The 25,718-nt window shown below is 70.3% G+C and carries 18 protein-coding genes; 10 read left to right on the forward strand and 8 right to left on the reverse strand.

Annotated features, from left to right (window positions below):
• The first annotated feature begins 11 nt into the window (after positions 1 to 11).
• Together ACMT1E_RS12720 and ACMT1E_RS12725 are read left to right on the forward strand one after the other, a co-directional pair.
• Positions 12 to 761, forward strand: coding sequence for an electron transfer flavoprotein subunit beta/FixA family protein (locus ACMT1E_RS12720; protein WP_414900685.1), 750 nt, complete (start codon positions 12 to 14; stop codon positions 759 to 761).
• Positions 758 to 1,687: an electron transfer flavoprotein subunit alpha/FixB family protein gene (locus tag ACMT1E_RS12725; RefSeq protein ID WP_414900686.1), complete on the forward strand. Its 930-nt coding sequence runs from the start codon at positions 758 to 760 to the stop codon at positions 1,685 to 1,687. Before ACMT1E_RS12720 ends, ACMT1E_RS12725 begins: the two co-directional genes overlap by 4 nt.
• Positions 1,688 to 1,747: 60 nt before the next feature.
• On the opposite strand, the gene ACMT1E_RS12730 is transcribed toward ACMT1E_RS12725, so the two are convergent.
• The 4 genes from ACMT1E_RS12730 to ACMT1E_RS12745 all read right to left on the reverse strand — a co-directional run bounded on the left by ACMT1E_RS12730 (position 1,748) and on the right by ACMT1E_RS12745 (position 11,988).
• Positions 1,748 to 2,749, reverse strand: coding sequence for a histone deacetylase family protein (locus tag ACMT1E_RS12730; RefSeq protein ID WP_414900688.1), 1,002 nt, complete (start codon positions 2,747 to 2,749; stop codon positions 1,748 to 1,750).
• Complete coding sequence (gene nhaA, locus ACMT1E_RS12735; RefSeq protein ID WP_414900689.1) at positions 2,749 to 3,951, reverse strand: Na+/H+ antiporter NhaA; 1,203 nt, start codon at positions 3,949 to 3,951, stop codon at positions 2,749 to 2,751. Before nhaA ends, ACMT1E_RS12730 begins: the two co-directional genes overlap by 1 nt.
• 145 nt (positions 3,952 to 4,096) lie before the next feature.
• A complete protein-coding gene (gene pbpC, locus ACMT1E_RS12740; RefSeq protein ID WP_414900690.1) occupies positions 4,097 to 6,232 on the reverse strand; it encodes a penicillin-binding protein 1C in 2,136 nt (711 codons plus the stop codon).
• A complete protein-coding gene (locus ACMT1E_RS12745; protein WP_414900691.1) occupies positions 6,229 to 11,988 on the reverse strand; it encodes an alpha-2-macroglobulin family protein in 5,760 nt (1,919 codons plus the stop codon). The genes pbpC and ACMT1E_RS12745 overlap by 4 nt, the downstream gene beginning before the upstream one ends.
• A gap of 153 nt (positions 11,989 to 12,141) precedes the next feature.
• On the opposite strand from ACMT1E_RS12745, the gene ACMT1E_RS12750 reads away from it, so the two are divergent.
• The 7 genes from ACMT1E_RS12750 to ACMT1E_RS12780 all read left to right on the forward strand — a co-directional run bounded on the left by ACMT1E_RS12750 (position 12,142) and on the right by ACMT1E_RS12780 (position 20,232).
• A complete protein-coding gene (locus ACMT1E_RS12750) occupies positions 12,142 to 13,545 on the forward strand; it encodes a glycosyl transferase family protein (protein ID WP_414900693.1) in 1,404 nt (467 codons plus the stop codon).
• On the forward strand, positions 13,542 to 14,534 hold the full coding sequence (locus ACMT1E_RS12755) for a hypothetical protein (protein WP_414900695.1): 993 nt from the start codon (positions 13,542 to 13,544) through the stop codon (positions 14,532 to 14,534). Before ACMT1E_RS12750 ends, ACMT1E_RS12755 begins: the two co-directional genes overlap by 4 nt.
• 76 nt (positions 14,535 to 14,610) lie before the next feature.
• Entirely contained in the window at positions 14,611 to 15,525 is a 915-nt protein-coding gene (locus tag ACMT1E_RS12760; RefSeq protein ID WP_414900697.1) for a sulfite exporter TauE/SafE family protein, read from the forward strand.
• The gene (locus tag ACMT1E_RS12765; protein ID WP_414900699.1) at positions 15,525 to 16,289 is read left to right on the forward strand and encodes a TIGR02186 family protein; all 765 of its coding nucleotides are present in this window, start codon (positions 15,525 to 15,527) and stop codon (positions 16,287 to 16,289) included. Before ACMT1E_RS12760 ends, ACMT1E_RS12765 begins: the two co-directional genes overlap by 1 nt.
• A 113-nt stretch (positions 16,290 to 16,402) precedes the next feature.
• Complete coding sequence (locus ACMT1E_RS12770; protein WP_414903423.1) at positions 16,403 to 18,079, forward strand: ATP-binding protein; 1,677 nt, start codon at positions 16,403 to 16,405, stop codon at positions 18,077 to 18,079.
• 69 nt (positions 18,080 to 18,148) lie between these two features.
• Positions 18,149 to 18,910 carry an SDR family NAD(P)-dependent oxidoreductase gene (locus ACMT1E_RS12775; RefSeq protein WP_414900701.1) on the forward strand — a complete coding sequence of 254 codons (762 nt, stop codon included), beginning with the start codon at positions 18,149 to 18,151 and terminating at the stop codon, positions 18,908 to 18,910.
• On the forward strand, positions 18,907 to 20,232 hold the full coding sequence (locus ACMT1E_RS12780; protein WP_414900703.1) for an amidohydrolase: 1,326 nt from the start codon (positions 18,907 to 18,909) through the stop codon (positions 20,230 to 20,232). The genes ACMT1E_RS12775 and ACMT1E_RS12780 overlap by 4 nt, the downstream gene beginning before the upstream one ends.
• 78 nt (positions 20,233 to 20,310) lie before the next feature.
• Here ACMT1E_RS12780 and ACMT1E_RS12785 read toward each other — a convergent pair whose 3' ends face one another.
• From ACMT1E_RS12785 to ACMT1E_RS12795, 3 genes are all read right to left on the reverse strand, one after another.
• Positions 20,311 to 21,423 (reverse strand): ATP phosphoribosyltransferase regulatory subunit, encoded by a 1,113-nt coding sequence (locus tag ACMT1E_RS12785; RefSeq protein WP_414900704.1) that lies wholly within the window; start codon positions 21,421 to 21,423, stop codon positions 20,311 to 20,313.
• Positions 21,423 to 23,000: a phosphoglycerate dehydrogenase gene (gene serA / locus ACMT1E_RS12790; RefSeq protein ID WP_414900705.1), complete on the reverse strand. Its 1,578-nt coding sequence runs from the start codon at positions 22,998 to 23,000 to the stop codon at positions 21,423 to 21,425. The genes ACMT1E_RS12785 and serA overlap by 1 nt, the downstream gene beginning before the upstream one ends.
• Before the next feature lie 72 nt (positions 23,001 to 23,072).
• Positions 23,073 to 24,254 (reverse strand): phosphoserine transaminase, encoded by a 1,182-nt coding sequence (locus ACMT1E_RS12795; RefSeq protein WP_414900706.1) that lies wholly within the window; start codon positions 24,252 to 24,254, stop codon positions 23,073 to 23,075.
• Between the two features lie 157 nt (positions 24,255 to 24,411).
• On the opposite strand from ACMT1E_RS12795, the gene ACMT1E_RS12800 reads away from it, so the two are divergent.
• Positions 24,412 to 24,681, forward strand: coding sequence for a DUF1294 domain-containing protein (locus ACMT1E_RS12800; RefSeq protein WP_414900707.1), 270 nt, complete (start codon positions 24,412 to 24,414; stop codon positions 24,679 to 24,681).
• On the opposite strand, the gene ACMT1E_RS12805 is transcribed toward ACMT1E_RS12800, so the two are convergent.
• A complete protein-coding gene (locus ACMT1E_RS12805) occupies positions 24,658 to 25,569 on the reverse strand; it encodes a DMT family transporter (RefSeq protein WP_414900708.1) in 912 nt (303 codons plus the stop codon). The genes ACMT1E_RS12800 and ACMT1E_RS12805 overlap by 24 nt on opposite strands.
• Positions 25,570 to 25,718: the final 149 nt, after the last annotated feature.

A 25,718-nucleotide genomic window follows, 5' to 3' on the forward strand; every position in this document is an offset into this window, starting at 1 on the left:
GGAGAGCGTAGATGAAGATTCTCGTGCCCGTGAAGCGGGTGATCGATTACAACGTCAAGCCGCGGGTCAAGGCCGACGGCAGCGGCGTCGACCTGTCGAACGTCAAGATGAGCATGAATCCGTTCGACGAGATCGCGGTCGAGGAAGCGATCCGCCTGAAGGAAAAGGGCGTGGCGAGCGAGATCGTCGCGGTTTCGATCGGCCCGGCCAAGGCGCAGGAAACGCTGCGCACCGCCCTCGCCATGGGTGCGGACCGGGCGATTTTGATCCAGACCGACGACGAGGTCGAGCCACTGGGCGTGGCCAAGCTGCTCGCCAAGGTCGTGGGCGAGGAAGCGCCGGGGCTGGTTATCCTCGGCAAGCAGGCGATCGACGACGATTCGAACCAGACCGGCCAGATGCTGGCGGCGCTGCTCGGTTGGGGCCAGGGCACTTTCGCGTCGAAGGTCGAGGTTGACGGCGATACGGTCAACGTCACCCGCGAGGTTGACGGCGGGCTGGAGACGGTGGCGCTCAAGACGCCGGCGATCGTCACCACCGACCTGCGCCTGAACGAGCCGCGCTATGCGTCGCTGCCCAACATCATGAAGGCGAAGTCCAAGCCGCTGGCGACCAAGACGCCGGCCGATTACGGAGTCGACATTACGCCGCGCCTGAAGACGCTGAGCGTCGGCGAGCCGCCGAAGCGGGTGGCCGGCGCCAAGGTTGCCGATGTCGATGAGCTGGTCGCGAAGCTGAAGGCGCTGGGAGTGGTCGCATGAAGACGCTGGTTTGGGTTGAGCATGAAGGCGGCGCCGTCAAGGACGCGACGCTGAGCGCGGTGACGGCGGCGGCGAAGCTGGGCGAAGTTCACCTGCTGGTCGCCGGCAAGGGCGTCGGCGGGGTTGCGGATGCGGCGGCGAAGATCGCCGGCGTCGGCAAGGTTCACGTCGCCGACGATGCGGCGTTCGAGCATGCGCTGGCCGAAAATGTCGCGCCGCTGATCGTCGAATTGATGGGCAGCCATGACGCGTTCGTCGCGCCGGCCACCTCCAACGCCAAGAACGTCGCGCCGCGTGTCGCCGCTCTGCTCGACGTGATGCAGATTTCCGACATCCTGTCGGTCGAGGGCGCCGACACCTTCACCCGGCCGACTTATGCCGGCAACGCGATCGCTACCGTCCAGTCGAGCGACGCGAAGAAGGTGATCACCGTGCGCACCACCGCCTTTGAGAAGGCGGCGAAGGACGGCGGATCCGGCACCGTCGAAGCGGTGGCGTCGACCGGCGACACCGGGCTGTCGCGCTTCGTCGGCGCCGAAATCTCCAAGTCGGAGCGGCCGGAGCTGACCAGCGCCAAGGTGATCGTGTCCGGCGGGCGCGCCCTCCAGAACGGCGAGAATTTCAAGACGATCATCGAGCCGCTGGCCGACAAGCTGGGCGCCGCCGTCGGTGCCAGCCGCGCCGCCGTCGACGCCGGCTATGTCCCCAACGACTATCAGGTCGGCCAGACCGGCAAGATCGTCGCCCCGGAAGTCTACATAGCGATCGGCATTTCCGGCGCGATCCAGCACCTCGCGGGGATGAAGGATTCCAAAACGATCATCGCGATCAACAAGGACGAGGACGCGCCGATCTTCCAGATCGCCGACATCGGCCTGGTCGCCGACCTGTTCAAGGCGGTACCGGAGCTGACCGGCAAGATCTGAACCGGCGCGACATGCGCGAGAATGAGGGCGGTCCGGGCACGGGCCGCCCTTTTTTCGTGCTCAGAATCCGGCGAGGAAGGCGGCGACGTTCAGGCCGAGGGCGTCGACCGCGTAGCCGCCTTCCATGACGACCAGCGTCGGGATGCCAAGACCGGCGATGCGGGCGGCGAGCGGGGTGAAATCCGCGGTTTCCAGCGCCAGATGCGCAATCGGGTCGCCGACATAGGTGTCGGCGCCGAAGCTGACGACGAGCAGGTCCGGCGCGAAGGCGGCAAGCGCGGCGAGCGCGCTGTCGAGCGCGGCCAGATAGGCGGCGATGCCGGTGCCGTGGGGGAGCGGGATGTTCAGCGTCGCGCCCTCCCCCGCGCCGGCGCCGCGTTCATCGGCATGCCCCCAGTAGAACGGGTAGTCGGTACGCGGATCGGCGTGGAGCGAGGCGAAGAACACGTCGCCGCGTTCGTAGAAGATGTCCTGCGTGCCGTTGCCATGGTGATAGTCGACGTCGAGGATCGCGGTGCGGCGGCCGGCGGCGGTCGCCGCTTCCGCCGCGATGGCGGCGTTGTTCAGGTAGCAGTAGCCGCCGAGATAGTCGGCCCCGGCGTGGTGGCCGGGGGGGCGGCAGAGCGCGAAGGCGGCGCGGTCGCCAGCGAGCACGGCGTCGAGCGCGGTGAGCGCGGTCTGCGCGCTCCAATAAACGCCGTCCCACGTGCCCGCCGCGATCGGCGTCGACGCATCGAAGCTGAACTGGCCGACCAGCGCGTCGATCCGGTCGAGGGCAAGCGGGCGGCGGCGCGTCACCGGCCAGACATAGCCGCCGACGTCGCCGGGCCGGCCGGCGGCGCGCCAACGGGCATGGGCGGTCTGGAGGAAAGAAAGATAGGCATCGCTATGGACGGCGGCGATCGGGGCGAGGCCGTGGTCCGTCGCCGGTTCCGCCGTGCCGATCGCCGCGAGGATGTCGCGGGCGCGCGCCGGCGTTTCGGCATGGGCGGTGAAGGCGCCGTTGTGCAGTTCCTGCGCCGGAGCGTGGGCGAGCTGGTGGCTGTCCATGAAGCGGCGCATCAGGCGGCGGTCCTTTCGACAGGGGCAAAGCGGAGCAGCAGGAAGCCGACGGTCGCCGAGAGCAGCGAGCCGCCGAGCACGCCGATCTTGACCGCGTCGGCATGGGCCGGGTCGGCGAAGGCGAGGCCGCCGATGAACAGGCTCATCGTGAAGCCGATGCCGCAGAGTACCGCGACACCGTGGACCTGACGCCAATTGGCCCCGGCCGGCATGGCGACGATGCCGGTGGCGACGGCGAGGCGGACGGCGGCGAAGATGCCAACCTGTTTGCCAAGGAACAGGCCGAGCGCGATGCCGAGCGGCAGCGGCTGGGCCAGCGTTTCCAGCCCGACCCCGGCGAGCGACACGCCGGCATTGGCGAAGCCGAACAGCGGCACGATCAGCCAGGCGACCCACGGATGCAGCGCGTGTTCGAGGCGGTGGAGCGGCGAATCGACCGCGTCCGGCGCGGCGGGGGTGCGATCGACCGGAATGGTGAAGGCGGCAAGCACCCCGGCAACAGTGGCGTGGACGCCGGAGGAGAGGACGGCGAACCACAGCAGCGCAAAGCCGATCATATAGGGCGCGAGCGCGCGCACACCGAGCCGGTTCATTGCCGCCATGCCGACGAGGACGAGCAGCGCCGCGCCAAGCGCCGTCAGGTTCAACCCGGCGGTATAGGCGATAGCGATGATCGCCACCGCGCCGAGATCGTCGACGATGGCGACGGTGGTCAGGAACAGTTTCAGCGATGCCGGCGCGCGCGTGCCGAGCAGGGCAAGCACGCCGATCGCAAACGCGATGTCGGTGGCGGCGGGCACCGCCCAGCCGGAATGCAGCGCCGCATCCCCGCCGGTGACCAGCAGGTAGACCAGCGCCGGCACCGCCATGCCGGCCGCGGCGGCGAACATCGGCAATATCCGGTCGCCCCAGCGCGCGAGCTGACCGTCGACGAACTCGCGCTTTATCTCCAGCCCGACGAGCAGGAAGAACAGCGCCATCAGCGCGTCGTTGATCCACAGATGGACGGTCATCGGCCCTAGCGCGGCGGCGAGGACCGGCCCGGTTTCGTGGTGCAGCCAGGCGAAATAGCCGGCTGCGGCGGGGCCATTGGCGACGACCAGCGCCGCCGCCGCCGCGCCGATCAGCAGGATGCCGCCGGCCGCCTCCATCTCCAGAAAAGAACGCAGGGCGGAAAGCGGACGGGGGAGAACGGAAGCCATCGGACAGCTTTAGAACGGGAACGGCGGCGCGTGAATAACCGCCAGCCCGAACATCATGGCGCGCGGACTGACGCGCCCCGGCGCCGGGGTGGTAGATTGCCGCGCCGCCTGCGGGCGCGCGCGTTCACGGCGGGGCTGGGAAGCATCAGCGGACGGTGAACAGGATGGTGTCGACGGCGCGGCCGCCGGGGTCGACCAGACGCAGGCGGTGAGCGCCGGGGGCGGGGAGAAGCTGGATGCCGGAATCGGCGGGGCCGAGGTCGCGTCGGTCGAGCAGCAGGCGGTGGCCGGCGACCTCGCCCGCCACGGCGACGGCCAGGCGCTGACGATCCGGCGGGATGTCCGGATCGAGCGCGTAGACGCTGCCGCCGACCGGACTGACGATGCGCGGGCGGCGGGCAGCGGCGGGGGCGGCGGCGAGCGCGGCCTGCCCTGTCCCTTTCAGGAAATAATCGGTGCGCGCCGGTTCGAGGTTGGCGGCGAAGGTGATACGACGCGCCTCCACCCCCGGCGGCATCGGCGGCGCCCGGCCCGGCCGGTCGGCGTGAAGCGCCATCATCACCTGCCGCCAGACCGGCGCCGCGCCGCTGGTGCCGGAGACCGCGCGCATCGAATCGCCTTCAAGATTGCCGACCCAGACCGCGACGGTGAAGCGATCCGAATAGCCGATGCACCAGTTGTCGCGCATGCCCTTCGACGTGCCGGTCTTGGCCGCCGCCCAGAACGGCAGACGCAGGGCCGAATCGAGCCCGAAGCTTTGGGCGCGGGCGTCGGAATCGGCCAGGATGTCGCCGACCATCCACGCGGCGGCGGGGGAATAGACGGCGCGGGGCGTGCCGCGCGGATCGCCGTCGCGCAGGCGCAGCGGCGCCCATTGCCCGCCCCGCGCCAGCGCGCGAAACGCCGCCGCCTGTTCAAGCAGCGTCACCTCCGCCGAGCCGAGCGCCAGCGAATAGCCGTAATAGGCGCCGTCCTCCGTCAGCCCGCGATAGCCGCTGTCCCACAGCCGGTCGCGAAAATCCTCCACCCCCGCGAGCAGCAGCGTGCGCACGGCGGGGACATTCAGCGAGCCGGCGAGCGCGGTGCGGGCCGATACCGGCCCCTTGAACGCACGATCGTAATTCTGCGGAACATAAAGACCGGAGGCGGTGTCGAGCTGGACCGGGCTGTCGTCGAGGATCGACGCCGGGGTCAGATAGCCTTTTTCGAACACCTGAGCGTAAAGGAACGGTTTCAGCGTCGACCCGGCCTGGCGATAGGCGGCGGCGCCGTCGACCTGCGCGGCGGTGGAAGCGCCGCCGACCCCGCCGACATAGGCGAGTACGTCGCCGGTCGCGTTGTCGACGACGATCACCGCGCCGTCGCGGACCCGGGTGGGGCCAAGGCCCTGCAACTGACGGCGGAGCGCGGCGATGGCGATGCGCTGGGCATGGCTGTCGAGCGTCGTCGTCACCTTCATCCCCGCGCTGGTCAGCAGCCGGACGGCGAGATGCGGGGCGAGGCCGGGGTCGAGCGCCAGCGCTCGCGCCGGGCCGAGCGCATCGACGGCGGCGACGTGCAGCGTGGCGCAATCGACATCCGGCGCCAGCGCACAGGCGCGCTGCGCCACCACGCCCGCCGAGCCGCGCGGATCGGGCAGCAGCGCCGCCAGCACCAGCGCGTCGGCGCGACCGAGCGCGTCCGGCGCCTTACCGAACAGGGCGAGCGCGGCGGCGGCGATGCCCTGGCTTTCCCCCCGGAAGCCGGCGAGGTTCAGATAGGCTTCGAGGATCTGATCCTTGCTCCACGCGCTTTCCAGCGCCCAGGCGGCGCGCATCTGGCGCAGCTTGTCCAGCCAGCCGCGCGCGCCGGGCGCGGCAAGGGCGGGCGCCAGATAACCAGCGACCTGCATCGACAGGGTAGAGGCGCCACGCGAGCGCCGCCCGTCCAGCCGGGCGCGGACCGCCGACAGGGCAGCGAGCCAGTCGACGCCGCCATGGCGGGCGAAGCGCCGGTCCTCCGCCGCGACGATCGTCTCGCGGACGACCGGCGCCACCGCGGCGAGCGGCGTCCAGGCGAGGCGGCGGGCGCGATAGTCGACGCGGATGCTGTCGAGCAGCCGGCCGTCGCGGTCGTAGAGCCACGCCTCCGACGGGTGCCAGCCGGCGCGGACGGCGGCATAGCCGGGGAGCGGCGGCGGGAAGGTCAGCGCGTGGAGCGCGAACAGCCCGGCCGCCGCCAGCGCGATCAGGATGAGGGCGATGCGGGTCGAAAGCCGGCGCGGGCCGGCCGGCGGCATCATTTTCCGGTCACCGTCATCCCACTATTCGGCAGCTGACCGCGAATGTCGGGGGCGTAAAGCGCCTCCACCCGCGTCGGCGGCAGCGCGAAATCGCCGACGCCGTTCAGCCGGACCGCATATTCGACGGTGAAGCGCCCACGCGGCACCCAGGCGAAATAGCCGCGCCAGGCGTCACGGCTCCGCTCGACATAGGTGGGCTGCACCCCCTCCCCCGCCGTGGCGGCGGCATCGGCGAGCAGCGCCGACTGACCGCCCAGCCCGCCGATGATTGTCGCGCCGGGCGGCACCGGATCGTTGACCACCACCCAGTTGCGTTCGGCGGTAGCCTCCACCGTCAAGCGCACGCGCAGCACGTCGCCACGGGTCAGCCGGCCGGGGTTGCGGCGTTCGATCGCGGTGACGCTGCGTTCGATCCGGTAACCGGCGAACAGCGGCGCCTTCAGCGGCACGGCGGCGCGGAGCTGAACCAGCGCCCACGGCCCGGCGCCACCGCTTTGCGCCATGGTCAGCCCGGTCGGCCGGGCAGGCAGCGGGAAGCTGAGCGCCCCGGCGTCGGCCGACTGCGGCCAGCCGCGGGTCAACTGGCTGTCACCGAGCCGCAGCGTCGTCGTACCGGCGACCGCCGTTGCCGGGTAGAGGCGGGCGAATTTACGCACCGCCACCGCCCCCCAGGCGTTGGCCGGCGTCGTATCCCAATGGCCGCGCTGCTGGCGCTGGGCGACGCCGATCATCATCTTCGGCCCGTCATCCTGCCAGCCGGGGCGGCCGAGCACGGCGATCAGCGCCTTGATCGCGCTTTCATCGCCGCCGACCATCATCCACCACGGCGCCTGCGCCTGATCGACGAGGTCGAGCCGCGAGCCTTCGTAGACGAGGCGGGTGCGCAGCACCGTTTCCGCCTGCGCGCGCAGCGCCTGCCGGTTGACGAGGCCGGGGATCGCATCGATCGCGGCGATCCACTCGGCGAGCAGCGCGGTCGGCATTTCACGCGGCGCGATTCCGATCTGGCCGAGCATCGCCGGGGTTGCCGCCCCCTGCCGCGCCAGCGCGGCGAGCGCCGAGACGCGCAGCAGCCGCTGGTCGCCCGCGCCATCCCCCTCATGCCGCAGGCGCCCGTCGATGACCGCGCGCAACGCCTCCACCATCCGCCCGCGCGGCCCCTCCGGTATCGTGAAGTTCGCTTCCGCCGCGAGCGACAGGACGTGGGCGGTCAGCGCTTCCGAACCGCGCAGCCCGTCGACCGGGAAATAGCGCAGCAGCCCGTCGCTGTCCTGATAGCTGGGCAGGTCACCGGCCAGCCGGTTCCAGCGGCCGGCATCGTCGAGCACGACAGCGCGCGCCATCTGCTGTTCGAAGCAGGTGTAGGGATAGCCCTCCATATAGGCGCGGACGCCGGCGAGCGGCGGCGCCAGCGAGGCGGACAGACGGATGTCGACCCCACCCCGCCCGGCGATGGCGCCGGCCGGTGCGGCGATCGGGATCGTCCCGCCTTCGCCGACGCGGACGATCGTCGCCGCCCATGTCTCGACCGGGTGCAGCGGCACGACGTCCTGGGTGACCGACACGCTGTCGGCGGCCTTGCCGTCCTGCGCCTTCGCATCCACCGTCCAGGCGAGGGTATCGACGCCGGCCGGGGCGGTCAGCATCCAGGTCACCGCCTGGGCGCCGCCGGCCGGGATCGTCACGGTCAGCGGCCGGCCGGTGGCGATGTGCGGCGCCAGCGCCACCTTCGCCGTCACCGTCATCGGCTTGTCGGTTCCGTTCCTGAGGGTGAAGGTGGCGCCGAAGCGGTCGCCGGCCCGGACCAGCGGCGGCACCCCGGAATAGACGGACAGATCCTGCGTGGTGCGGACACTGGCCGAACCGGTGCCGAACAGCTGCGCGCCGTCGGTCGCGATCGCGACGAAGCGGAAGGACGACAGCGAATCGGACAGCGGTACCGGAATGCGGGCGCGGCCGTTCGCGTCGAGCTTCACCCGCGCCTTCCACAGCAGCATCGGGCGGAAATCTTCCCGCGTCAGCGCCGACAGGTCACCACCGCCGCCGCCGCCCGGTTCCGCCGTCTTGCGGCCGTAATGGCGCTTGCCGACGACCTGGGTCTGCGCGGTCGAGGTCAGCACCGAGAGCGGCCGTTCCTCCATCATCACGTCGAGCAGGTCCCAGCTGGGGTTGGGCGCAAGCTGAAGCAGGGCCTCGTCGACGGCGGCGAAGGCGATTTCAGCGCCAGCCGCCGGGCGACCGGCCGGATCGCGAACGCTGACGTCCGCCATCGCGGTCTGGCGGACGCCATAGGCGGGCTTGTCGGTCTTGACCGAGACGGCAAGACGATGCCCTTCCCAGCCGACCTTCACCTTGGCGATGCCGAGGCGGTAGCCGGGCTTGGCGAGATCGACCAGCGCGGTCGGGCGCGCGCCTTCGCGGCTGAGCCACGGCAGGTTCCAGCGCCGGGCAAGATCGGCCAGCCACAGCCGCCAGCCGGAAATCCGGCCGCGCACCGCCATGACCGAGACATAGACGTCGGGTGCGTAGGCGGCGGGCATCGGCACCGACACCACCGGGTTGCGGCCGGACAGTTCCGTGACGAAGCTGGACAGCACGCCTTCCCGTTCGACCGTGACCAGCGCGGTGGCGGAACGGAACGGCATGCGGACCTGGAAGCGGGCGGTGGCGCCGGCCTTGTATTCCTTCGCTTCCGGGATCAGGTCCATCCGGTCGCCATTGTCGCCGCCGAACCACCAGTCGTCATCGCCGGCGAGCCATACCGAACGGACGGCGCGCACGACATTGCCGTCGGCGTCGGTGGTGGTGGCAACCGCATAGACCTCTCCCGACGTGCCGGGTTCCACCGTGCAGCGGGCAAGGCCCTGCGCGTCGGTGGTCGCGGTGCAGGCGGCGGGGAGCCGGGTTGTCCGCGCCTGATTGTCATAGGCGTAGAAGCCGCCGATCAACCGGCGTCGCGCCGTCAATATCTCGCGGCTGTACAGCGCGACGGTCACCCGCCGGCCCTTGACCGGTCGACCTTCGGTATCGAGCACGACGAAGCGCAGGCGCAGATCGTCCGCCTTCATCAGCCAGCCGTCGGTGCGGATGCCGAGCCGGACGGCCGCGGGGTAGAGCGGAATGCGCGACGAAGCGGTCAGCGTTTCGCCGTTCGCGTCCTGATAATCCATTTCGACGGTCATCATCGTCGCGGTGTCGATCGCGACCGGGATGTCGACCGAACTGCGCGCCGCCCCCTGCGCGTTCAGGGTCAGCGGCAACGTCGCCGCCGGCGGCAGCGACGGCGCGGTTTCATTGCCGTCGCCGTCGAGCGGGCGGGTGCCTTCGACGATCGCCTTGCCGCCGAAGCTCCAGTCTTCCCACCCCGACGGCGACGCGGCGGATTCGGTGAAGGCGGTGCGCAGCCTGACCGGCAGTCCGGCGGCGCCGCCGCCGGACAGATAGCCGACATAGAGGTCGACCGGCAGCGATTTCGGCCGGACCGCCGCCGTCTTCGGCCCGCTGACGCTGGCGCGCATCGTCGGCAGGCGGAATTCGTCGACGCGGAACGACTGCGAGGTATAGAGCACCTCGCGCGTGCCACCGGCGCCGGTGACGATCGACAGATCGTAATCGCCCTGCGGCGCCCCTTTCGGCACCGACCAGCTGCTTTCGCCGATGCCGTCGGCGCCGATCGCCAGCGGCAGGCTGAATTCGGTGCCGGAGCCGCGATGGATCAGCCGCAGCGTGCCGGAAAGCGGCCGGGCATGCGCGAAACCGGTCGCGATTGGCCGGCGCAGCACATGCTTCATGCCGATCGTCTCACCGGCGCGAACCAGCGCGCGGTCGAAAATGGTGTGCAGGATGTTGCGGGGCGCCTGCCAGCCATAAGGCAGGTCGAAGTCATAGGGGTGGATGCCCTTGCCCCAATCGCTGAGCGTGAAGCTGAAATCGTCGCCGAGCCGCGCCGATACCATCAGCGGATGAACGGTGCTGCTGTCCGCGCAACTGCCCCAGCTATCCGGTTCCGGCAGGCCTTCCTTCACCAGCACGCGCCCGCCGGCGTCGCTACGCCCGGAGGCGAGGGTGCGGCCGGTGCAGCTGTTGGTGATCCGCACATCCGCCCCGGCCACCGGCTTGCCGCTGTCGAGCGCGGTCACCCAGACCAGCGAGCCGCCACGGCCCCATTTGAAATGCACCGCCATGTTGGTGACAAGAGCGCCGGTGGCGACGTAGCGCGGCGCGTTGCGGCCAAGCAGCGCACGGCCGAGCGCCGGGCTGGCGAGTTCGACCACGTAGAAGCCAGGTTTGGCGAGCGGAATGCCGACGACTTCGAACGCCTTGCCCTTGCCGGGAAGGGCAACCGAGAATGGTTCACCCTTGTCGGCCCCGGACAGCAGCGGCGTCGCCCCGGTGTGGTTGATCGCGACCGTTTCGTCGCCGCGCTTTTCGTGACGGATGTCGCTGTCACCCGCCTTTTCGACCGCACGCAGCCAGCGGGCGATATCGCCGTCCGACCCGCCGACCCTGAGCGCAGCGCCGGAGATACCGACACGCTGGCCGCGCAATGCCGGTTCGACATTGCGGACGGTGACCGGCAGCACGCCGCCCTCCTTCGCCTCCAATATGCCGAACGGCGCGGCGAATTTGACCAGCGGCGGCGCCTCGTCGAAGCGCACGGTCAGCGGGAAACGCTGACCGTTGGCGAGGGGCCGGCCGCTGATGTCCTTCAACCCGGCGGGCAGGGTCAGCGTCGCCGTGGTCGCGGCGGGAAGCGGGGCAGCGAAGGCGACGTCACTGACCTGCTGCGCCCCCCGTTCATCGAACACCGGCGTCAGCGCCTTGCCGCCGGGCAAGGTCAGGCGGATCGCCTCGGCGCTGGCGCGCGGCACCCGCGCGCTGAAACGGACCCATACCTGCTCGACCGGGCTGCACCCGGCCTGCGGGTTGACCCGCGAGCATTCGAACCGGGCGGTGAACGCCTTTCTGACGGTAAAATCGAAACGCTGATCAGCGCCGGCGCGGCGGCCGGCGGAGCTGACCCCGGCGCCCCAGACCAGCGCCATGTCTCGGCCGGGAGGCAAGGGCCGCCGGCATTTGAGCGCGACCACGGAGGCAAGCGCGCGAGCCTTGTCGTCCGCCTCTTTCGGCAGGCTGGCGGGCAGGCCGGCGGTGTCGAGGAAATCCGCGACATGATAGCGTTCGGTGCCGAGTCCTTCGATGACCGCCGAAGCGACGCCGGGTTTCAGCACGTCGACCGGAATCTTTTCCCCGATGCCGTCGACCGCGCAATAGGCGTTGGCGGCGACAGAGGCCGCGTCCGGCACCATGTTGGCGGCAACGAGGAAGACCTGATCTTCGTCGATGTCGGCGCCGTAGCGGCTGGGCAGCACCGCCCGGACGCGCGGACCGCCTGCGTCGACGACGAACCGGCGCTGACCGCCGATCGCCACCCCGGCCATGCTGGTCAGCCCGTTGTTCAGTTGAAACGTGCAGCGGGCGCCGCCGGGTAGCGGGCGGGCAAAATCCCAGACATAGGTGCGTGGATCGACCCAGCGCCCCGCGCCGCCGACCGGACATTCCGCCTTGAACGGCGCCGGGCTGCGCGGATCACCGAGTGCAACCACCGGATCGGAAAAACGCATCGTGAAGCGTTCGATCGCGCCGGCACCCATGCCGGGCGTCGCCAGCACCACTTGCGGTGCAGCATCACCAGAGGCGACCAGCGGCAGCGCCATCAACACGACGGCGCCAAGCTGGACCAGAACACGACGCATCACGATCCCCTTCACATGGCGCGCAAACTGGCCGGAGCGGGCGGGTGAAGTCCAGACCGAAAAGCACCCTTATCCGCTAAATCCTTGCGTAAACTGAAAATTAAGCACAGCGTTTCGCGTCCGAGTCTGAAGGAAGGGGGCTTCCGCCGGCGCATGGGGACCGAGGGGCTGCTGTGGCTGCTGGGATGCGGCGCGCGCGAACTGATGCTGTTCGCGGCGGCGTTTATCCTGATCGGCGGTCTGGACGACCTGATCGTCGACCTGATCTGGGCTGGCCGCAGCCTGTGGCGGCGGGTTGCCGTCTATACCATCCACCGCCGCGCCGACGCGGCATCCCTGCCGCCGCCCGCCGCGCCGGGCCGGATCGCGGTGTTCGTCCCCGCCTGGCGCGAAGCGGCGGTGGTCGGGCAAATGCTGTCCACCGCCGCCGCACGGTTCGGCGCCGGCGACTGGCGCATTTATGTCGGCTGCTACCCGAACGACGCCGCGACGACCGAGGTCGCGGCGGCGGCGGCCACCCGCGACCCGCGCATTCGCGTCGTCATCGGCCCCCGTGCCGGACCGACGACCAAGGCCGACAACCTGAACCATTTGTGGGCGGCACTGCTGCGCGACGAGGTGAAGGACGGGCGGCGGGTGAAGGCGGTCGCCCTTCACGACGCCGAGGATGTCGTCCACCCGGCGGAGATCGCGCTGTTCGATGCGCTTGCCGGCCGGTTCGACCTGATCCAGTTGCCGGTACTGCCGCTGATCGACGCCGACCGGCCGTTCTGGCGGCGATTCGTGTCCGGCGGCTATGCCGACGAATTCGCCGAAGCCCACACCAAGATGCTGGTCGTGCGCGAGGCGCTGGGCGCCGCCGTGCCTGCAGCCGGGGTTGGCTGCGCGGTGGCACGGGGAGCGCTGGCGCGGATCGCCGACGCCGCCGGGGGGCGGCCGTTCGACGGCGGCAGCATGACCGAGGATTACGAGTTGGGCCTGCGCATCGCCGAGCAGGGCGGGCGCGGCATCTTCGTGCGCTTGCCGGGCAGGCGCGGCGGCGCGGCGGTGGCGGTGCGCGCCCATTTCCCGAACAGCTGGGACGCGGCGATCCGCCAGCGATCGCGCTGGATGGCGGGGATTGCGCTGCACGGCTGGGACCGGATGGGCTGGCGCGGCGGGCTGGCCGAACGCTGGATGCGGATGCGCGACCGGCGGGCGGTGCTGGCGGCGGCGGTGCTGTTCGCGGCCTATGCGGGCATGGCCGCCTGGCTGCTGTGCGGCGCCGTCGCGCCGGCCGGCCATGCGGCGGTGCCGTTCAGCCGGCACGAGACGCTGTTGCTGGCGGCGACGGCGGCGCTGCTCGGCTGGCGGATGGCGTTTCGTTTCGCCTTTGTCGCCCATGCCTACGGCGTGCGCGAAGGGCTGTACGCGCTGCCGCGCGCGATCGTCGCCAACATCGTGACGATGCTGGCGGCGCGGCGCGCGGTGGCACGCTACCTGCGCCGGTTGCGCGGCGGCGCGCTGGAGTGGGACAAGACCGACCATGTTTTTCCCGACCGGATGCCGGCGGTGTGACCGGCACCGGCCACCCGCTGCGCTTCCTCGCCGCAGTCGCCGTCGGCTGGGTGGCGGCGCGCGCGGTGATGATGTGGCCAGTGCCGGGACCGGTGGCTCCGCCGATGGCGGACGCCACCCCGATACGGTTCGCGCCGCTGATCGCGTGGAATACCGCGCCGGTGCGGACCGGCCCGGTGCTGACCCTGCGCCTGGATCCCGCACCACCGGCGGCGCCGGTGTGGGCGGCGGTGACGGTGGGAAGTGTGGCAGCGGAGGGTGTGGCGGCCGCGCCCGACCCGCCATCGCCGGGGACGCCGGCGGCGGGGGCGGTGCTGGCGCGCGGCGACCCGATCGGCGTTGCCCCCGCAGGCGAGCGGCGGCTGTCGATCAGCATCTGGGCGCTGCTGCGCGGCCGGGGCACCGCCAGCCTGGCCGGGGGCGGGCAGCTTGGCGGATCGCAGGCCGGGCTGCGCGCGAGCTACCTGATCGCCCCGGCCGAGCGGGTATCGCTATACGGGCGGCTGGCGGCACCGCTGGCCAGCCGCGGCGGGCGTGAGGCGGCGGTCGGGCTGGATTGGCAGCCGCTGGCCAACCTGCCGATCCGCCTGTCCGCCGAGCGCCGGCTGGCGCTGGACGGCGGGCGTGGCGCCTATGCGCTGGGCGCGGCCGGCGGCATCACCCCGCTGGCGCTGGGCAGCGGCTTCGTCCTCGACGGCTATGGCCAGGCCGGGATCGTCGGGCGGAAGCGGCGCGCCGGTTATGCCGACGGGGCGGTGCGGGTCGAACGGCCGGTGGCGGCGGCCGGACCGGTGCGGATCGCGGCGGGCGCCGGGGCATGGGGCGGCATCCAGCCCGGCGCCCGGCGGATCGACATCGGCCCGCAACTGGTCGCGCGGATACCGGGGGCAGGAACGACCCTGCGCCTGGCCGTCGACTGGCGCCAGCGCGTTGCCGGCAACGCCCGGCCCGGTTCCGGCGCGACGCTATCGCTGGGCGCCGACTTCTGAGGCGGTTCACCTTGTCCGCGAACCCGGCTAGAGCGGGAGGCCGGCCCGATTCCAGGGCCATTAGCCGGAACGCCGCGTGGACCTGTACCTGCCCATCGCCAACCTGTCGGTCAACGCGCTGGTCATCATCGCGCTGGGCGGCGCGGCCGGGATACTGGCCGGGATATTCGGCGTCGGCGGCGGTTTCCTGACCACGCCGCTGCTGATGCTGTACGGTGTGCCGCCGACCGTCGCCGCCGCGTCCGGCGTGATGCAGGTGACCGGCGCCAGCGTGTCCGGCGTCATCGCCCATTTCCGGCGCGGCGGCGTCGACATGCGGATGGGCGGCGTGCTGGTGTGCGGCGGGATCGTCGGCGTGATGGCCGGCGCGGTGCTGTTCCGCCTGCTCCAGAAGCTGGGCCAGATCGATATCCTGATCGCGCTGCTCTACGTCATCATGCTCGGTTCGATCGGCAGCCTGATGGCGCGCGACGGCATCCGCGCGCTGATCGCCGAAAAGCGGGGGGCGCCGCCGCCGCCGCGCGCCCGGCGCCACCATCCGCTGGTCGCCGCGCTGCCGCTGCGCTGGCGCTTCTACGGTTCCGGCCTCTACATCTCGCCGCTGGCGCCGCTGATCCTGGGCGCGGCGGTCGGCGTGCTGACCGTGCTGCTCGGCGTCGGCGGCGGCTTCATCATGGTGCCGGCGATGCTCTACATATTGGGCGTGTCGACCCGCGTCGTCGTCGGCACCTCGCTTTACCAGGGGCTGTTCGTCACCGCGATCGCGACGATGACCCATGCGCTGACCACCCATGCGGTCGACATCGTCCTCGCCGGGCTGCTGCTGATCGGCAGCGTCGTCGGCGCCCAGATCGGCACCCGCATCGCCCAGAAGCTGAAACCCGACCATCTGCGCCTGTTCCTGGCGGTGCTGGTGCTGGCGATCACCATCCGCATGGCGCTTGGCCTCGGCTGGCGGCCCGACGAAATCTATTCGATCCAGGGATCGTGATGCGCGCGCTCGCCCTGCTGCTGCTCGCCCCGCTGCTGCTGGCCCAGAACCAGCCGCAGAACCAGCCGGTTCTGGTCCCCGACGTGTCGCAGCGCGACATCCGGATCATCTACAGCTTCACCGGCGCGGAGTTGCTGCTGTTCGGCGCGATCCTCTACCCCGGCGGACGGATACCGGACAAGCCGGCCGACATCATCGTCGTGCTGAAGGGGCCAACCGAATCGATCGTCGTGCGCGAAAAGCGCAAGATCGCCGGGATCTGGATGAATGCCGACAGCGCGCGCTTCCGTTCCGCGCCCGGCTTCTACGCCGTCGCTTCGTCCCGCCCGATCCGCGAGATCATCGATGAGCGGACCGCCGCGATCTACGAACTGGGTGTCGGCAACCTGCAACTGTCCGCCGCCGACGCCGGCAGCCTGGCGCAGACCAAACGGTTCGAGAACGGGCTGGTCGACCTGCGCCAGCGCAACGGCCTGTATGTCGAACAGCCCGGCGCGGTCGAGATCACCGACGGCGCGTTGTACCGCGTCCATATCGACATACCGGCGCGGGTGCCGGTGGGCGATTACACCGCCGAAACATTTCTGGTGCAGGACGGGCGGGTGCTGGCCGGCGCGGTGCGCGAGATCGCGATCCGCAAATCCGGTTTCGAACGGTTCGTAGCGATGGCGGCGGAGCGCTGGTCCTTCCTGTACGGCGTGGTGTCGATCGCGCTGGCGCTGCTGCTCGGCTGGGCGGCGGGATCGCTGTTCAGGCGGGTCTGAGCGCCGCCGCCCGGCGGCTGGGGCGGCAAATCGCGCATGTTGCGGAGAAAAGCGAAATCTTTACCTGCGCCGCGCTAAGGCCGGGCCGAAACAGCGACGACAGGACAAGCATGATGACCGACATGGCCGGGGTCTCCACCGGACTGCACCTCCCCCGCGAGGAGGCGGGCGAATCCGTCACCGTGCGCAGCGCCGAGGCCAACCGCATCATCATCGGCGAGGTCATCGAGGTCGCCGGCTGGGCGCGGGTGCGGATGGACCCGGACGTGCTGGCCGTGCTGGCCGACCATGCCGACCCGAGCATGGCGATTTCCGGCCAGGTCGGCAGCCAGATCAAGATGAAGATCGGCGCGATCTGGGTGATGGCGAGCATCCGCGCGCTATCGCGGCTGGAGGACGGCGCGATCAGCGCCACCGTCGACTTCCTCGGCGAGGGCGACGAGGAACGGCTGACCGGCCGCATCTATGGCTTCCGCCGCGGCGTCACCCGTTTTCCGATGCCGGGCTGCAAGGTCTACCCGGTGTCGAGCGCCGACATGAAGGAAATGTACGCGGCCGAGGCGCGGCCGAACATCGAGGTCGGCACCGTCTACCCGACCCGCGACGTGCGCGGCGCGCTGTTCATCGACGCGATGCTGGGCAAGCATTTCGCGCTGCTCGGTTCGACCGGCACCGGCAAGTCGACGTCGGCGGCACTGATCCTGCACCGTATCTGCGACATGGCGCCCGAAGGCCATATCGTGATGATCGACCCGCATGGCGAATATGCCGCCGCGTTCCGCACCAACGGCGCGATCTTCGACGTCGGCAACCTGGCGATGCCCTACTGGCTGATGAATTTCGAGGAGCATTGCGAGGTCCTGCTCACCTCCTATGGCGACAACCGGCAGACCGACGCCGACATCCTCGCCAAATGCCTGCTCGCCGCGCGCGCCAAGAGCCGTGCCGCCGACGGCATATCGAAACTGACCGTCGATTCGCCGATCCCCTACCTGCTGTCCGATCTGACCGGCATCATCAGCGCCGAGATGGGCAAGCTGGACAAGGCGACCGACAGCGCGCCCTACATGCGGCTGAAGACCAAGATCGACGAACTGCGCAACGACCCGCGCTACAGCTTCATGTTTTCCGGCATGCTGGTCGCCGACACGATGGCCGATTTCCTCGGCCGCATCTTCCGCCTGCCGGGCGGCGGCAAGCCGATTTCGATCATCGACGTATCCGGCGTGCCGTCCGACATCACCTCCGTCGTCGTCGCGGTGCTGAGCCGGATGGTGTTCGACTATGCGATCTGGTCGCGCGACGAGCCGCAGCGCCCGATCCTGCTCGTCTGCGAGGAGGCGCACCGCTACATTCCGTCCGACAATGTCGGCAACGGCCAGGCGGTCCGCAAGATATTGGAGCGGATCGCCAAGGAAGGGCGCAAATACGGCGTGTCGCTGGGCCTGGTGACGCAGCGGCCGTCCGACCTGGCCGAAGGCGTGCTGTCGCAGTGCGGCACGATCATCGCGATGCGCCTGAACAACGAGCGCGACCAGAGCTTCGTCAAGGCGGCGATGCCGGAAGGCGCGCGCGGCTTCCTCGACACCATCCCGGCGCTGCGTAACCGCGAGGCGATCATCTGCGGCGAAGGCGTCGCCATTCCGATCCGCGTGTCGTTCGACGCGCTGGAGGAGCGCAAGCGGCCGGCGTCGAACGACCCGCTCTTCTCCGAATTGTGGACGCAGGCCGGCGGCGAGGAGGAGATACTGAACCGCGTTATCCGCCGCTGGCGTTCGCAGGGTCGATAACCCCGGTTTCGACGACGATATTGCATTTCGCCCCGCGCCGCCGATAGGTGTGGCGAGGGAGATATGCCAATGAATCTCGATGGTATTGCCGCGATCGTCACCGGCGGCGCGTCCGGCCTGGGCGGGGCCACCGCCGCGCGGCTGGCGAAGGCCGGCGCGAAGGTGACGCTGTTCGACCTGAACGAGGAAGCCGGCGCCGCCCATGCCGCCGCGATCGGCGGGCTGTTCGCGCGGGTGAACGTCGCCGACGAGGCGAGCGTCGACGCCGGGCTGGCGGCGGCCGCCGCCGCGCACGGCACCGCGCGCATTCTGGTCAACTGCGCCGGCATCGCCCCGGCGATCAAAACCGTCGGCCGCGACAATGTGCCCCACCCGCTCGACGCCTATCGCAAGACGATCGAGGTCAACCTGATCGGCACCTTCACCGTCATCTCGCGCTTTGCAGCATTGCTTGCCGCCGCCGAGCCGGGCGGCGAGGAGCGCGGCGTTATCGTCAACACCGCGTCGGTCGCCGCCTATGACGGGCAGATCGGCCAGGCGGCCTATGCGTCGTCCAAGGGCGGCGTCGTCGGCATGACCCTGCCGGTCGCGCGCGATCTGGCGCAGCTCAAGATCCGGGTGATGACGATTGCGCCCGGCATCTTCCTGACGCCGATGCTGATGGGCCTGCCGCAGGCGGCGCAGGACAGCCTGGGTACGCAGGTGCCGCACCCGAGCCGGCTCGGCAAGCCGGAGGAATATGCCCAGCTGGTCGAGGCGATCATCGCCAACCCGATGCTGAACGGCGAAGTGATCCGCCTTGACGGCGCGATCCGGATGGCGCCGCGATGAGCCGGCTGCCGCTGTGGGGCGCCGCGCTGCTGGCGCTGGCCGCCACCCCCGCCGCCGCCCAGCCCGACGCGCTGCGCGCCGCGGTTGCCGGCGACATGCCGTCACTGATGACGCTGTACCGCGCCCTCCACGCCGCGCCGGAACTGAGCGGCGCCGAGGTCAAGACGGCGGCGGTGATGGCCGAGGAAGCGAAGAAGGCCGGCTTTGCCGTCACCACCGGCGTCGGCGGTCATGGCGTCGTCGCGGTGCTGAAGAACGGCGCCGGGCCGACGGTGCTGCTGCGCACCGACATGGACGCGCTGCCGGTGGCGGAACAGACCGGCCTGCCCTTTGCCAGCAAGGTCGTCGCGACCGGGGCGGACGGGCAGCAGACCGGGGTGATGCACGCCTGCGGCCACGACACCCACATGGCAAGCTGGGTCGGCACGGCGCGGCGGCTGGCGGCGATGAAGGACCAGTGGTCCGGCACGCTGGTGATGATCGCCCAGCCGGCGGAGGAGACCAACGCCGGCGCGACCGCGATGCTGAAGGACGGGCTTTTCACCCGCTTTCCCAAGCCCGATTATGTGATCGCCTTCCACGATTCCGCCGCGCTACCCGCCGGGGTGATCGGCACGACCGCCGGGCCGGCGCTGGCCGCGGTCGATTCAGTCGACATTCTGGTCAGGGGCATCGGCGGCCACGGCGCCGCACCGGCGACGACGAAGGACCCGATCGTGCTTGCCGCGCGGATCGTCACCAGCCTGCAGACGCTGGCGTCGCGCGAGATCGACCCGCAGGACCCGGTGGTCGTCACCGTCGGGTCGATCCACGGCGGCACCAAGCACAACATCATCCCCGACGAGGTGAAACTGCAACTGACGGTGCGCAGTTACTCGGCGGAAACGCGCGACAAGCTGCTCGACGGCATCCGCCGCATCGCGCGCGGCGAGGCGATCGCCGCCGGCATGCCCGAAGACAAAATGCCGGTGGTCACGCCGTTCGGTACCTATGCCGACCCGACGATCAACGACGCGCCGCTGACCGCGACGATCCACGAGGCATTCACCAAACGCTTCGGCCCGGAGCGGGTGGTACAGGCGAAGCCGGTGATGGTCAGCGAGGATTTCGCCCAGTACCGGCTGGCCGACCCCGCCCATATCCAGAGCCTGATCTTCTGGGTCGGCGGCGTGCCGCAGGCGAAATGGGACGCGGCCGGCGGCGACGCGGCCAAGCTGCCGTCGCTGCACAATTCCGGCTGGGCACCGGATGCCGAGAAGGTGATCGCGACGGCGGCCGAGGCGATGACGACGGCGGCCGTCACCATGCTGGGCAAGCGGTAGGCGCGTTCGATACCGTCATTGCGAGCGTAGTGGATTTCTTCGCTGCGCTCGCAATGACGATGGGTGGTGGCGGGCGCCCTAGACCGGCGTCGGCGCACCGTCGACCAGCGCGTGGGTGCAGGCGAGCGCCGCCGCATCGCAGCGTTCGTCGAGTGCGGCCACCGTCACCCAGCCATCGCCGCGCAGGCGGGCGGCCAGCGCCGGATCGGTGCCGAGCGGCAGGAACAGGCGCGGGCGGGCGTTGGCGGCGGCCAACCGCTCGATCAGCGGATCGGGGTAGAGCGAGAAGCCGATCGCCGGCTCCTCCCCGCCCCGCCCGTCGAGGATGGTGTAGCTGCCGCCCCGGCCGATCTCCCCCGCCAGGCCGTCGACGAACAGCGAGAAGCCGAACCAGCTCTGATATTCGAAGCCGTGGCGTTCGGTCGGGTCCAGAGTGAGCGTCGCGCGGCCGGCGAGCGGCGCGGCGACGGCGCGGAGCGCGGCGATCCGGCTGGCAAGCACGCCGCCAGCATCGATCGCCTCCAGCCGGGCGAGCGCGCTGTCGAGCGGGCCGGCGGCGTGGATCAGCGGCAGATAGGCGTCCGCCCCCGCCGCCGCGAGGCCGCCGGCATCCTTGGCGTCAAGTAGTGCCTTGACCCGGTCGATCGCCTCCGCCGGCAGCGGGAACGGCCCGGCGGCGAGGGTATCGACAAGGTCCGGCAGGGTCAGGTCGACGGTGATCGGCCCGGCCCCCGCCGCGTCGAGCGCGGCGATCGCCACCGCAACGATTTCCGCCGCAGCCGCCACCGTGTCGCGGCCGATCAGTTCCGCGCCAAGCTGGGTCAGTTCCCGTTCCGGGTTGAGCTGGGTCGCGCGCAGCTTGATGACGCTGCCGCCGTAGGAAAGGCGCAGCGGCCGGGCGCGGTGCGCCATCCGCGTCGCGGCGATGCGGCCAACCTGGGTGGTGATGTCCGGCCGGAGCGCGAGGGTCCGCTGCGACACCGGGTCGACGAAGCGCAGCAGGTCCTGCGCCTTCGCCGCCTTCAGCCGGCCGACCAGCGCCTCCTCAAACTCGGCGAGCGGCGGAGCGACGCGTTCGTAGCCATAGCCGGCAATCGCGTCGGCAACCGCGCGGGTGAGCGCAACGGCCGCCTCCGCCACCGGCGGCAACCGGTCGCGCAGCCCCTCTGGCAGCAGGCCGGGCGCGATCATCAGAACCGCAGCGCCATGGCGACCTTGACCCCCGGCAGGCCGCGGATCGTCGCCAGCAGCGATTCGTCGACCGATGAGTCAATCGACAGCAGCAGCACCGCTTCGCCGCCGGCGCTGCGCCGGCCGAGGTGGAAGGTGCCGATGTTGACCCCCGCCGCGCCGAGCGTGGTGCCGAGCCGACCGATGAAGCCGGGCGCGTCGAGATTGACGATGTAGAGCATGTCACCGGCAAGATCGGCCTCGACCTTGACGCCGAAAATCTCGACCAGGCGGGGGCTGGAATCGCCGAACAGCGTGCCGGCGACCGATTTCTCGCCCTCGCTGGTCTTGACCGAGACGCGGACCAGCGTGTGGTAGTCGCCGACACGATCGTGCCGCACCTCGCGCACGTCCAGCCCGCGCTCACGCGCCAGGAACGGCGCGTTGACCATGTTCACCGTGTCCGAATAGACGCCCATCAGCCCGGCGAGGACGGCGCCGGTGATCGGTTTCTGGTTCAGTTCGGCGGCGGCGCCTTCCACTTCGATGCCGATGCCGGACAGCGCGTCGTGCGCGAGCTGACCAACCAGCGAGCCAAGCTGTTCGGCCAGCGCCATGTAGGGCCGCAGCTTCGGCGCTTCTTCCGCCGACAGCGACGGCACGTTCAGCGCGTTGGTGATGCCACCGGACAGCAGATAGTCGGAAATCTGTTCGGCCACCTGAATCGCGACATTGACCTGCGCCTCGTCGGTCGACGCGCCGAGATGCGGGGTGGAGATGAAATTGGCGGTGCCGAACAGCGGGCTGGCCTTGGCCGGTTCCTCGACGAACACGTCGAGCGCGGCACCGGCGACATGGCCGGAATCGAGCGCCGCCTTCAGCGCCGCCTCGTCGATCAGCCCGCCGCGCGCGCAGTTGACGATGCGAACGCCCGGCTTGGTCCTGGCGATGTTCTCCGCCGACAGGATGTTGCGGGTCTGGTCGGTCAGCGGGGTGTGCAGGGTGATGAAATCGGCGCGCGCCAGCAGTTCGTCGAGCGTCACCTTCTCGATGCCCAGTTCCACCGCCCGTTCGGCGGACAGAAACGGGTCGTAGGCGACGACCTTCATCTTCAGGCCGAGCGCGCGGTCGGCGACGATCGAGCCGATATTGCCGGCGCCGATCAGGCCGAGCACCTTGTTGGTGACCTCCACCCCCATGAACCGGTTCTTTTCCCACTTGCCGGCCTGGGTCGAGGCGTCCGCCTCCGGCAGTTGGCGGGCGAGCGCGAAGATCAGCGCGATCGCGTGTTCGGCGGTGGTGATCGAATTGCCGAACGGTGTGTTCATGACGACGACGCCCTTCGCCGACGCCGCCGGAATGTCGATATTGTCGACGCCGATGCCGGCGCGGCCGACGACCTTCAGGTTAGTGGCGGCGGCAAGCACCTCCTTCGTCACCTTGGTCGCGGAGCGGATAGCGAGGCCGTCATAATCGCCGATGATCGCGATCAGCTCTTCCTTGGTCAGGCCGGGCTTCTCGTCGACCTCGACGCCGCGTTCGCGGAAGATCGCGGCGGCTTTCGGGTCCATCTTGTCGGAAATCAGTACCTTGGGCATGTCTTGGTCCTTGCATGCTCCCGCGCACGCGGGGGGAGCCGGAAAACGGGAATGACGCCGAAGCGCGCGTGGTCAGGCGGCGTGGGCCTCGCCCCAGGCCCAGTCGAGCCAGGGGCCGAGCGCCGCGATGTCGGCCGTATCGACGGTGGCGCCGCACCAGATGCGCAGGCCCGGCGGCGCGTCGCGATAGCCGGCGATGTCGTAGGCGGCGTCTTCCGCCTCCAGCAGCGCGGCGATCTTCTTGACCAGCGCCAGCTTGCCGGCGTCGTCCAGCCCGGCGACCGCCGCGTCGGCGAACTTCAGGCAGACGCTGGTCGTCGAGCGGGTCGCCGGATCGGCGGCGAGATGATCAAGCCAGTCGCGTTCGGCGACGATCGCGTCGAGCGCGGCGGCGTTGGCGTTGCTGCGCGCGACCAGCGCCCCCAGCCCGCCAAGCTGCTTCGCCCATTCGAGCGCGAAGATGTAATCCTCCACCGCCAGCATCGACGGGGTGTTGATCGTTTCGCCGGCGAACAGCCCCTCGATCAGCTTGCCGCCCTTGGTCATGCGGAAGATCTTGGGCAGCGGCCAGGCCGGGGTGTAGCTTTCCAGCCGTTCGACCGCGCGCGGGCCGAGGATGAGCACGCCGTGGCCGCCCTCCCCGCCCAGCACCTTCTGCCAGCTGTAGGTGACGACATCCAGCTTGTCCCACGGCAGGTCCATCGCGAACACCGCGCTGGTCGAATCGGCGAAGGTCAGGCCGCCGCGATCGTCGTTGATCCAGCCGTCGGGGACGCGCACGCCGGAGGTGGTGCCGTTCCAGGTGAACAGCACATCGTGATCCTGATCGATCGCCGCGAGATCCGGCAGTTCGCCATAGGGCGCGCGCAGCACCGTCGGGTCGATCTTCAGCTGCTTGACTGCGTCGGTGACCCAGCCTTCACCGAAGCTTTCCCACGCCGCGACCGTCACCGGCCGCGCGCCGAGCAGCGACCACATCGCCATTTCGACAGCACCGGTATCCGACGCCGGCACGATCGCGATGCGGTGGCCGGCGGGTACGCGCAGGATTTCCCGCGTCAGGTCGATCGCATAGGCGAGGCGGCTTTTGCCCAGCTTCGAGCGGTGGGAGCGGCCGAGCGATCCTGTCGCCAGCCGTTCCGGCGCCCAGCCCGGCGGCTTCGCGCACGGCCCGGACGAGAAATGGGGGCGGACGGGTTTTGTGGTGGGGCGTTCGATACGCGCGGGGATGCCCGCGGCGGGGGTCTTCGTCATGTAGTCTCTCCTTGCAGAGAGCACGCGCCGCGTTGGGACGGCGTGGCCCGCCGCCGGCCCTAGCGGCGACGGCGGCGCTGTCAAGGGACGTTCGCGCCGGGCGACGACGACGCGGCGCGATAACGACCACGCAAGCATTTGAAGATATGCGCGTTTGATGCCGCTACCGACGCTCATCGGCCTTGTCGCCGCGATCAACGCCTGGACGATGCTGCGCTTCTGGCAGGACAAGCGCCGCGCCGAAGCCGGCAACCGTCGCATCCCGGAGTCGGCCCTGCTGACACTGGCCGCGCTGGGCGGCACGCCGGGCGCCTACCTCGCCCGGCGCATGTTCCGCCACAAGACCCGCAAACAGCCATTTTCGGATCGGCTGCACCTGATCGCGGTGGTCCAGGCCGGATTGCTAATCGGCCTGTTTGTTCTCTGAGCGTGCCACCGCGCCGGTGACGATGCCGACGAGGATCAGCACCATGCCGGCGGCGTGGAAAGGGCGCAGCGCTTCATCCAGCAGCGAAGCCGCGATGAAGGCACCGAACAACGGCATCAGACTGATCGCCTGCCCGGCCCGGCCCGCGCCGATCGCCGCGACCGTCGCATTGTAGAGAAAATAGGCGACCAGCGACGGCAGGATCGCGACATAGGTGAAGGCGGCGAGCGTATCCGCGCGCAGCGGCGGGAAGCCGCCGACGCGCCATTCCCCGATCGCCGGCGGCAGCATGGCCAGCGCGCCGATCGCGAAGGTGACGGCGATGAAGCTGGACGGGTGCACCGCCGGGCGGGTGCGCAGCAAGCTGGTGTACAGGCCCCAGACGACCACCGCCGCCAGGATCAGCAAGTCGCCGGTGCCGAAGTCGAGACGCATCAGCACCTGCAGGTCGGCGCGGCAGACGATCAGCACCACCCCGGCGGTCGACAGCGCCACCCCGGCAATCGCCTGCCAGCCGGAGCGGGTGCGGAACAGCAGATAGTCGAACAGCAGAACCAGCCCCGGAATCGCCGCCTGGATCAGCATGGCGTTGGTCGCGGTGGTGAAACGCAGGCCGTAATAGAGCAGCGCGTTGAACGTGGCGATGCCGAGCAGGCCGAGCAGAAGCACCCGCCGCCATGCCCGGCGCAGCACCGCGCGATCGGCAACGACATGGCGCAGGGCGAATGGCGCGACGACGAGCAGTGCCCCGCCCCAGCGGACCAGCGCCAGCGTGAACGGCGGAATATCGTCCCTGACCGCGCGGCCGACGATGGCATTGCCCGCCCAGAACAGCATGACCAGCGCCAGCATGGCGTAGGCGCGCAGATCGGTTCGGGTGATCGTCATGGCGTTTCCTGGGGAAGGGAGCGGGCCGGGGCCGCGTCCAGTCCCTTAGGCGGTCCGCCGGTGAAAGGGAATCGACGCGCCCGACTCCGTTTCGGCACGGTTCGTCGCAAGGCGGCGCACCCGGCCTTCGTTCCGCGTGCGGAAGCGGC

The sequence above is a fragment of the Sphingomonas flavalba genome, assembly GCF_047553045.1.
Lineage (GTDB): Bacteria > Pseudomonadota > Alphaproteobacteria > Sphingomonadales > Sphingomonadaceae > Sphingomonas_L > Sphingomonas_L flavalba_A.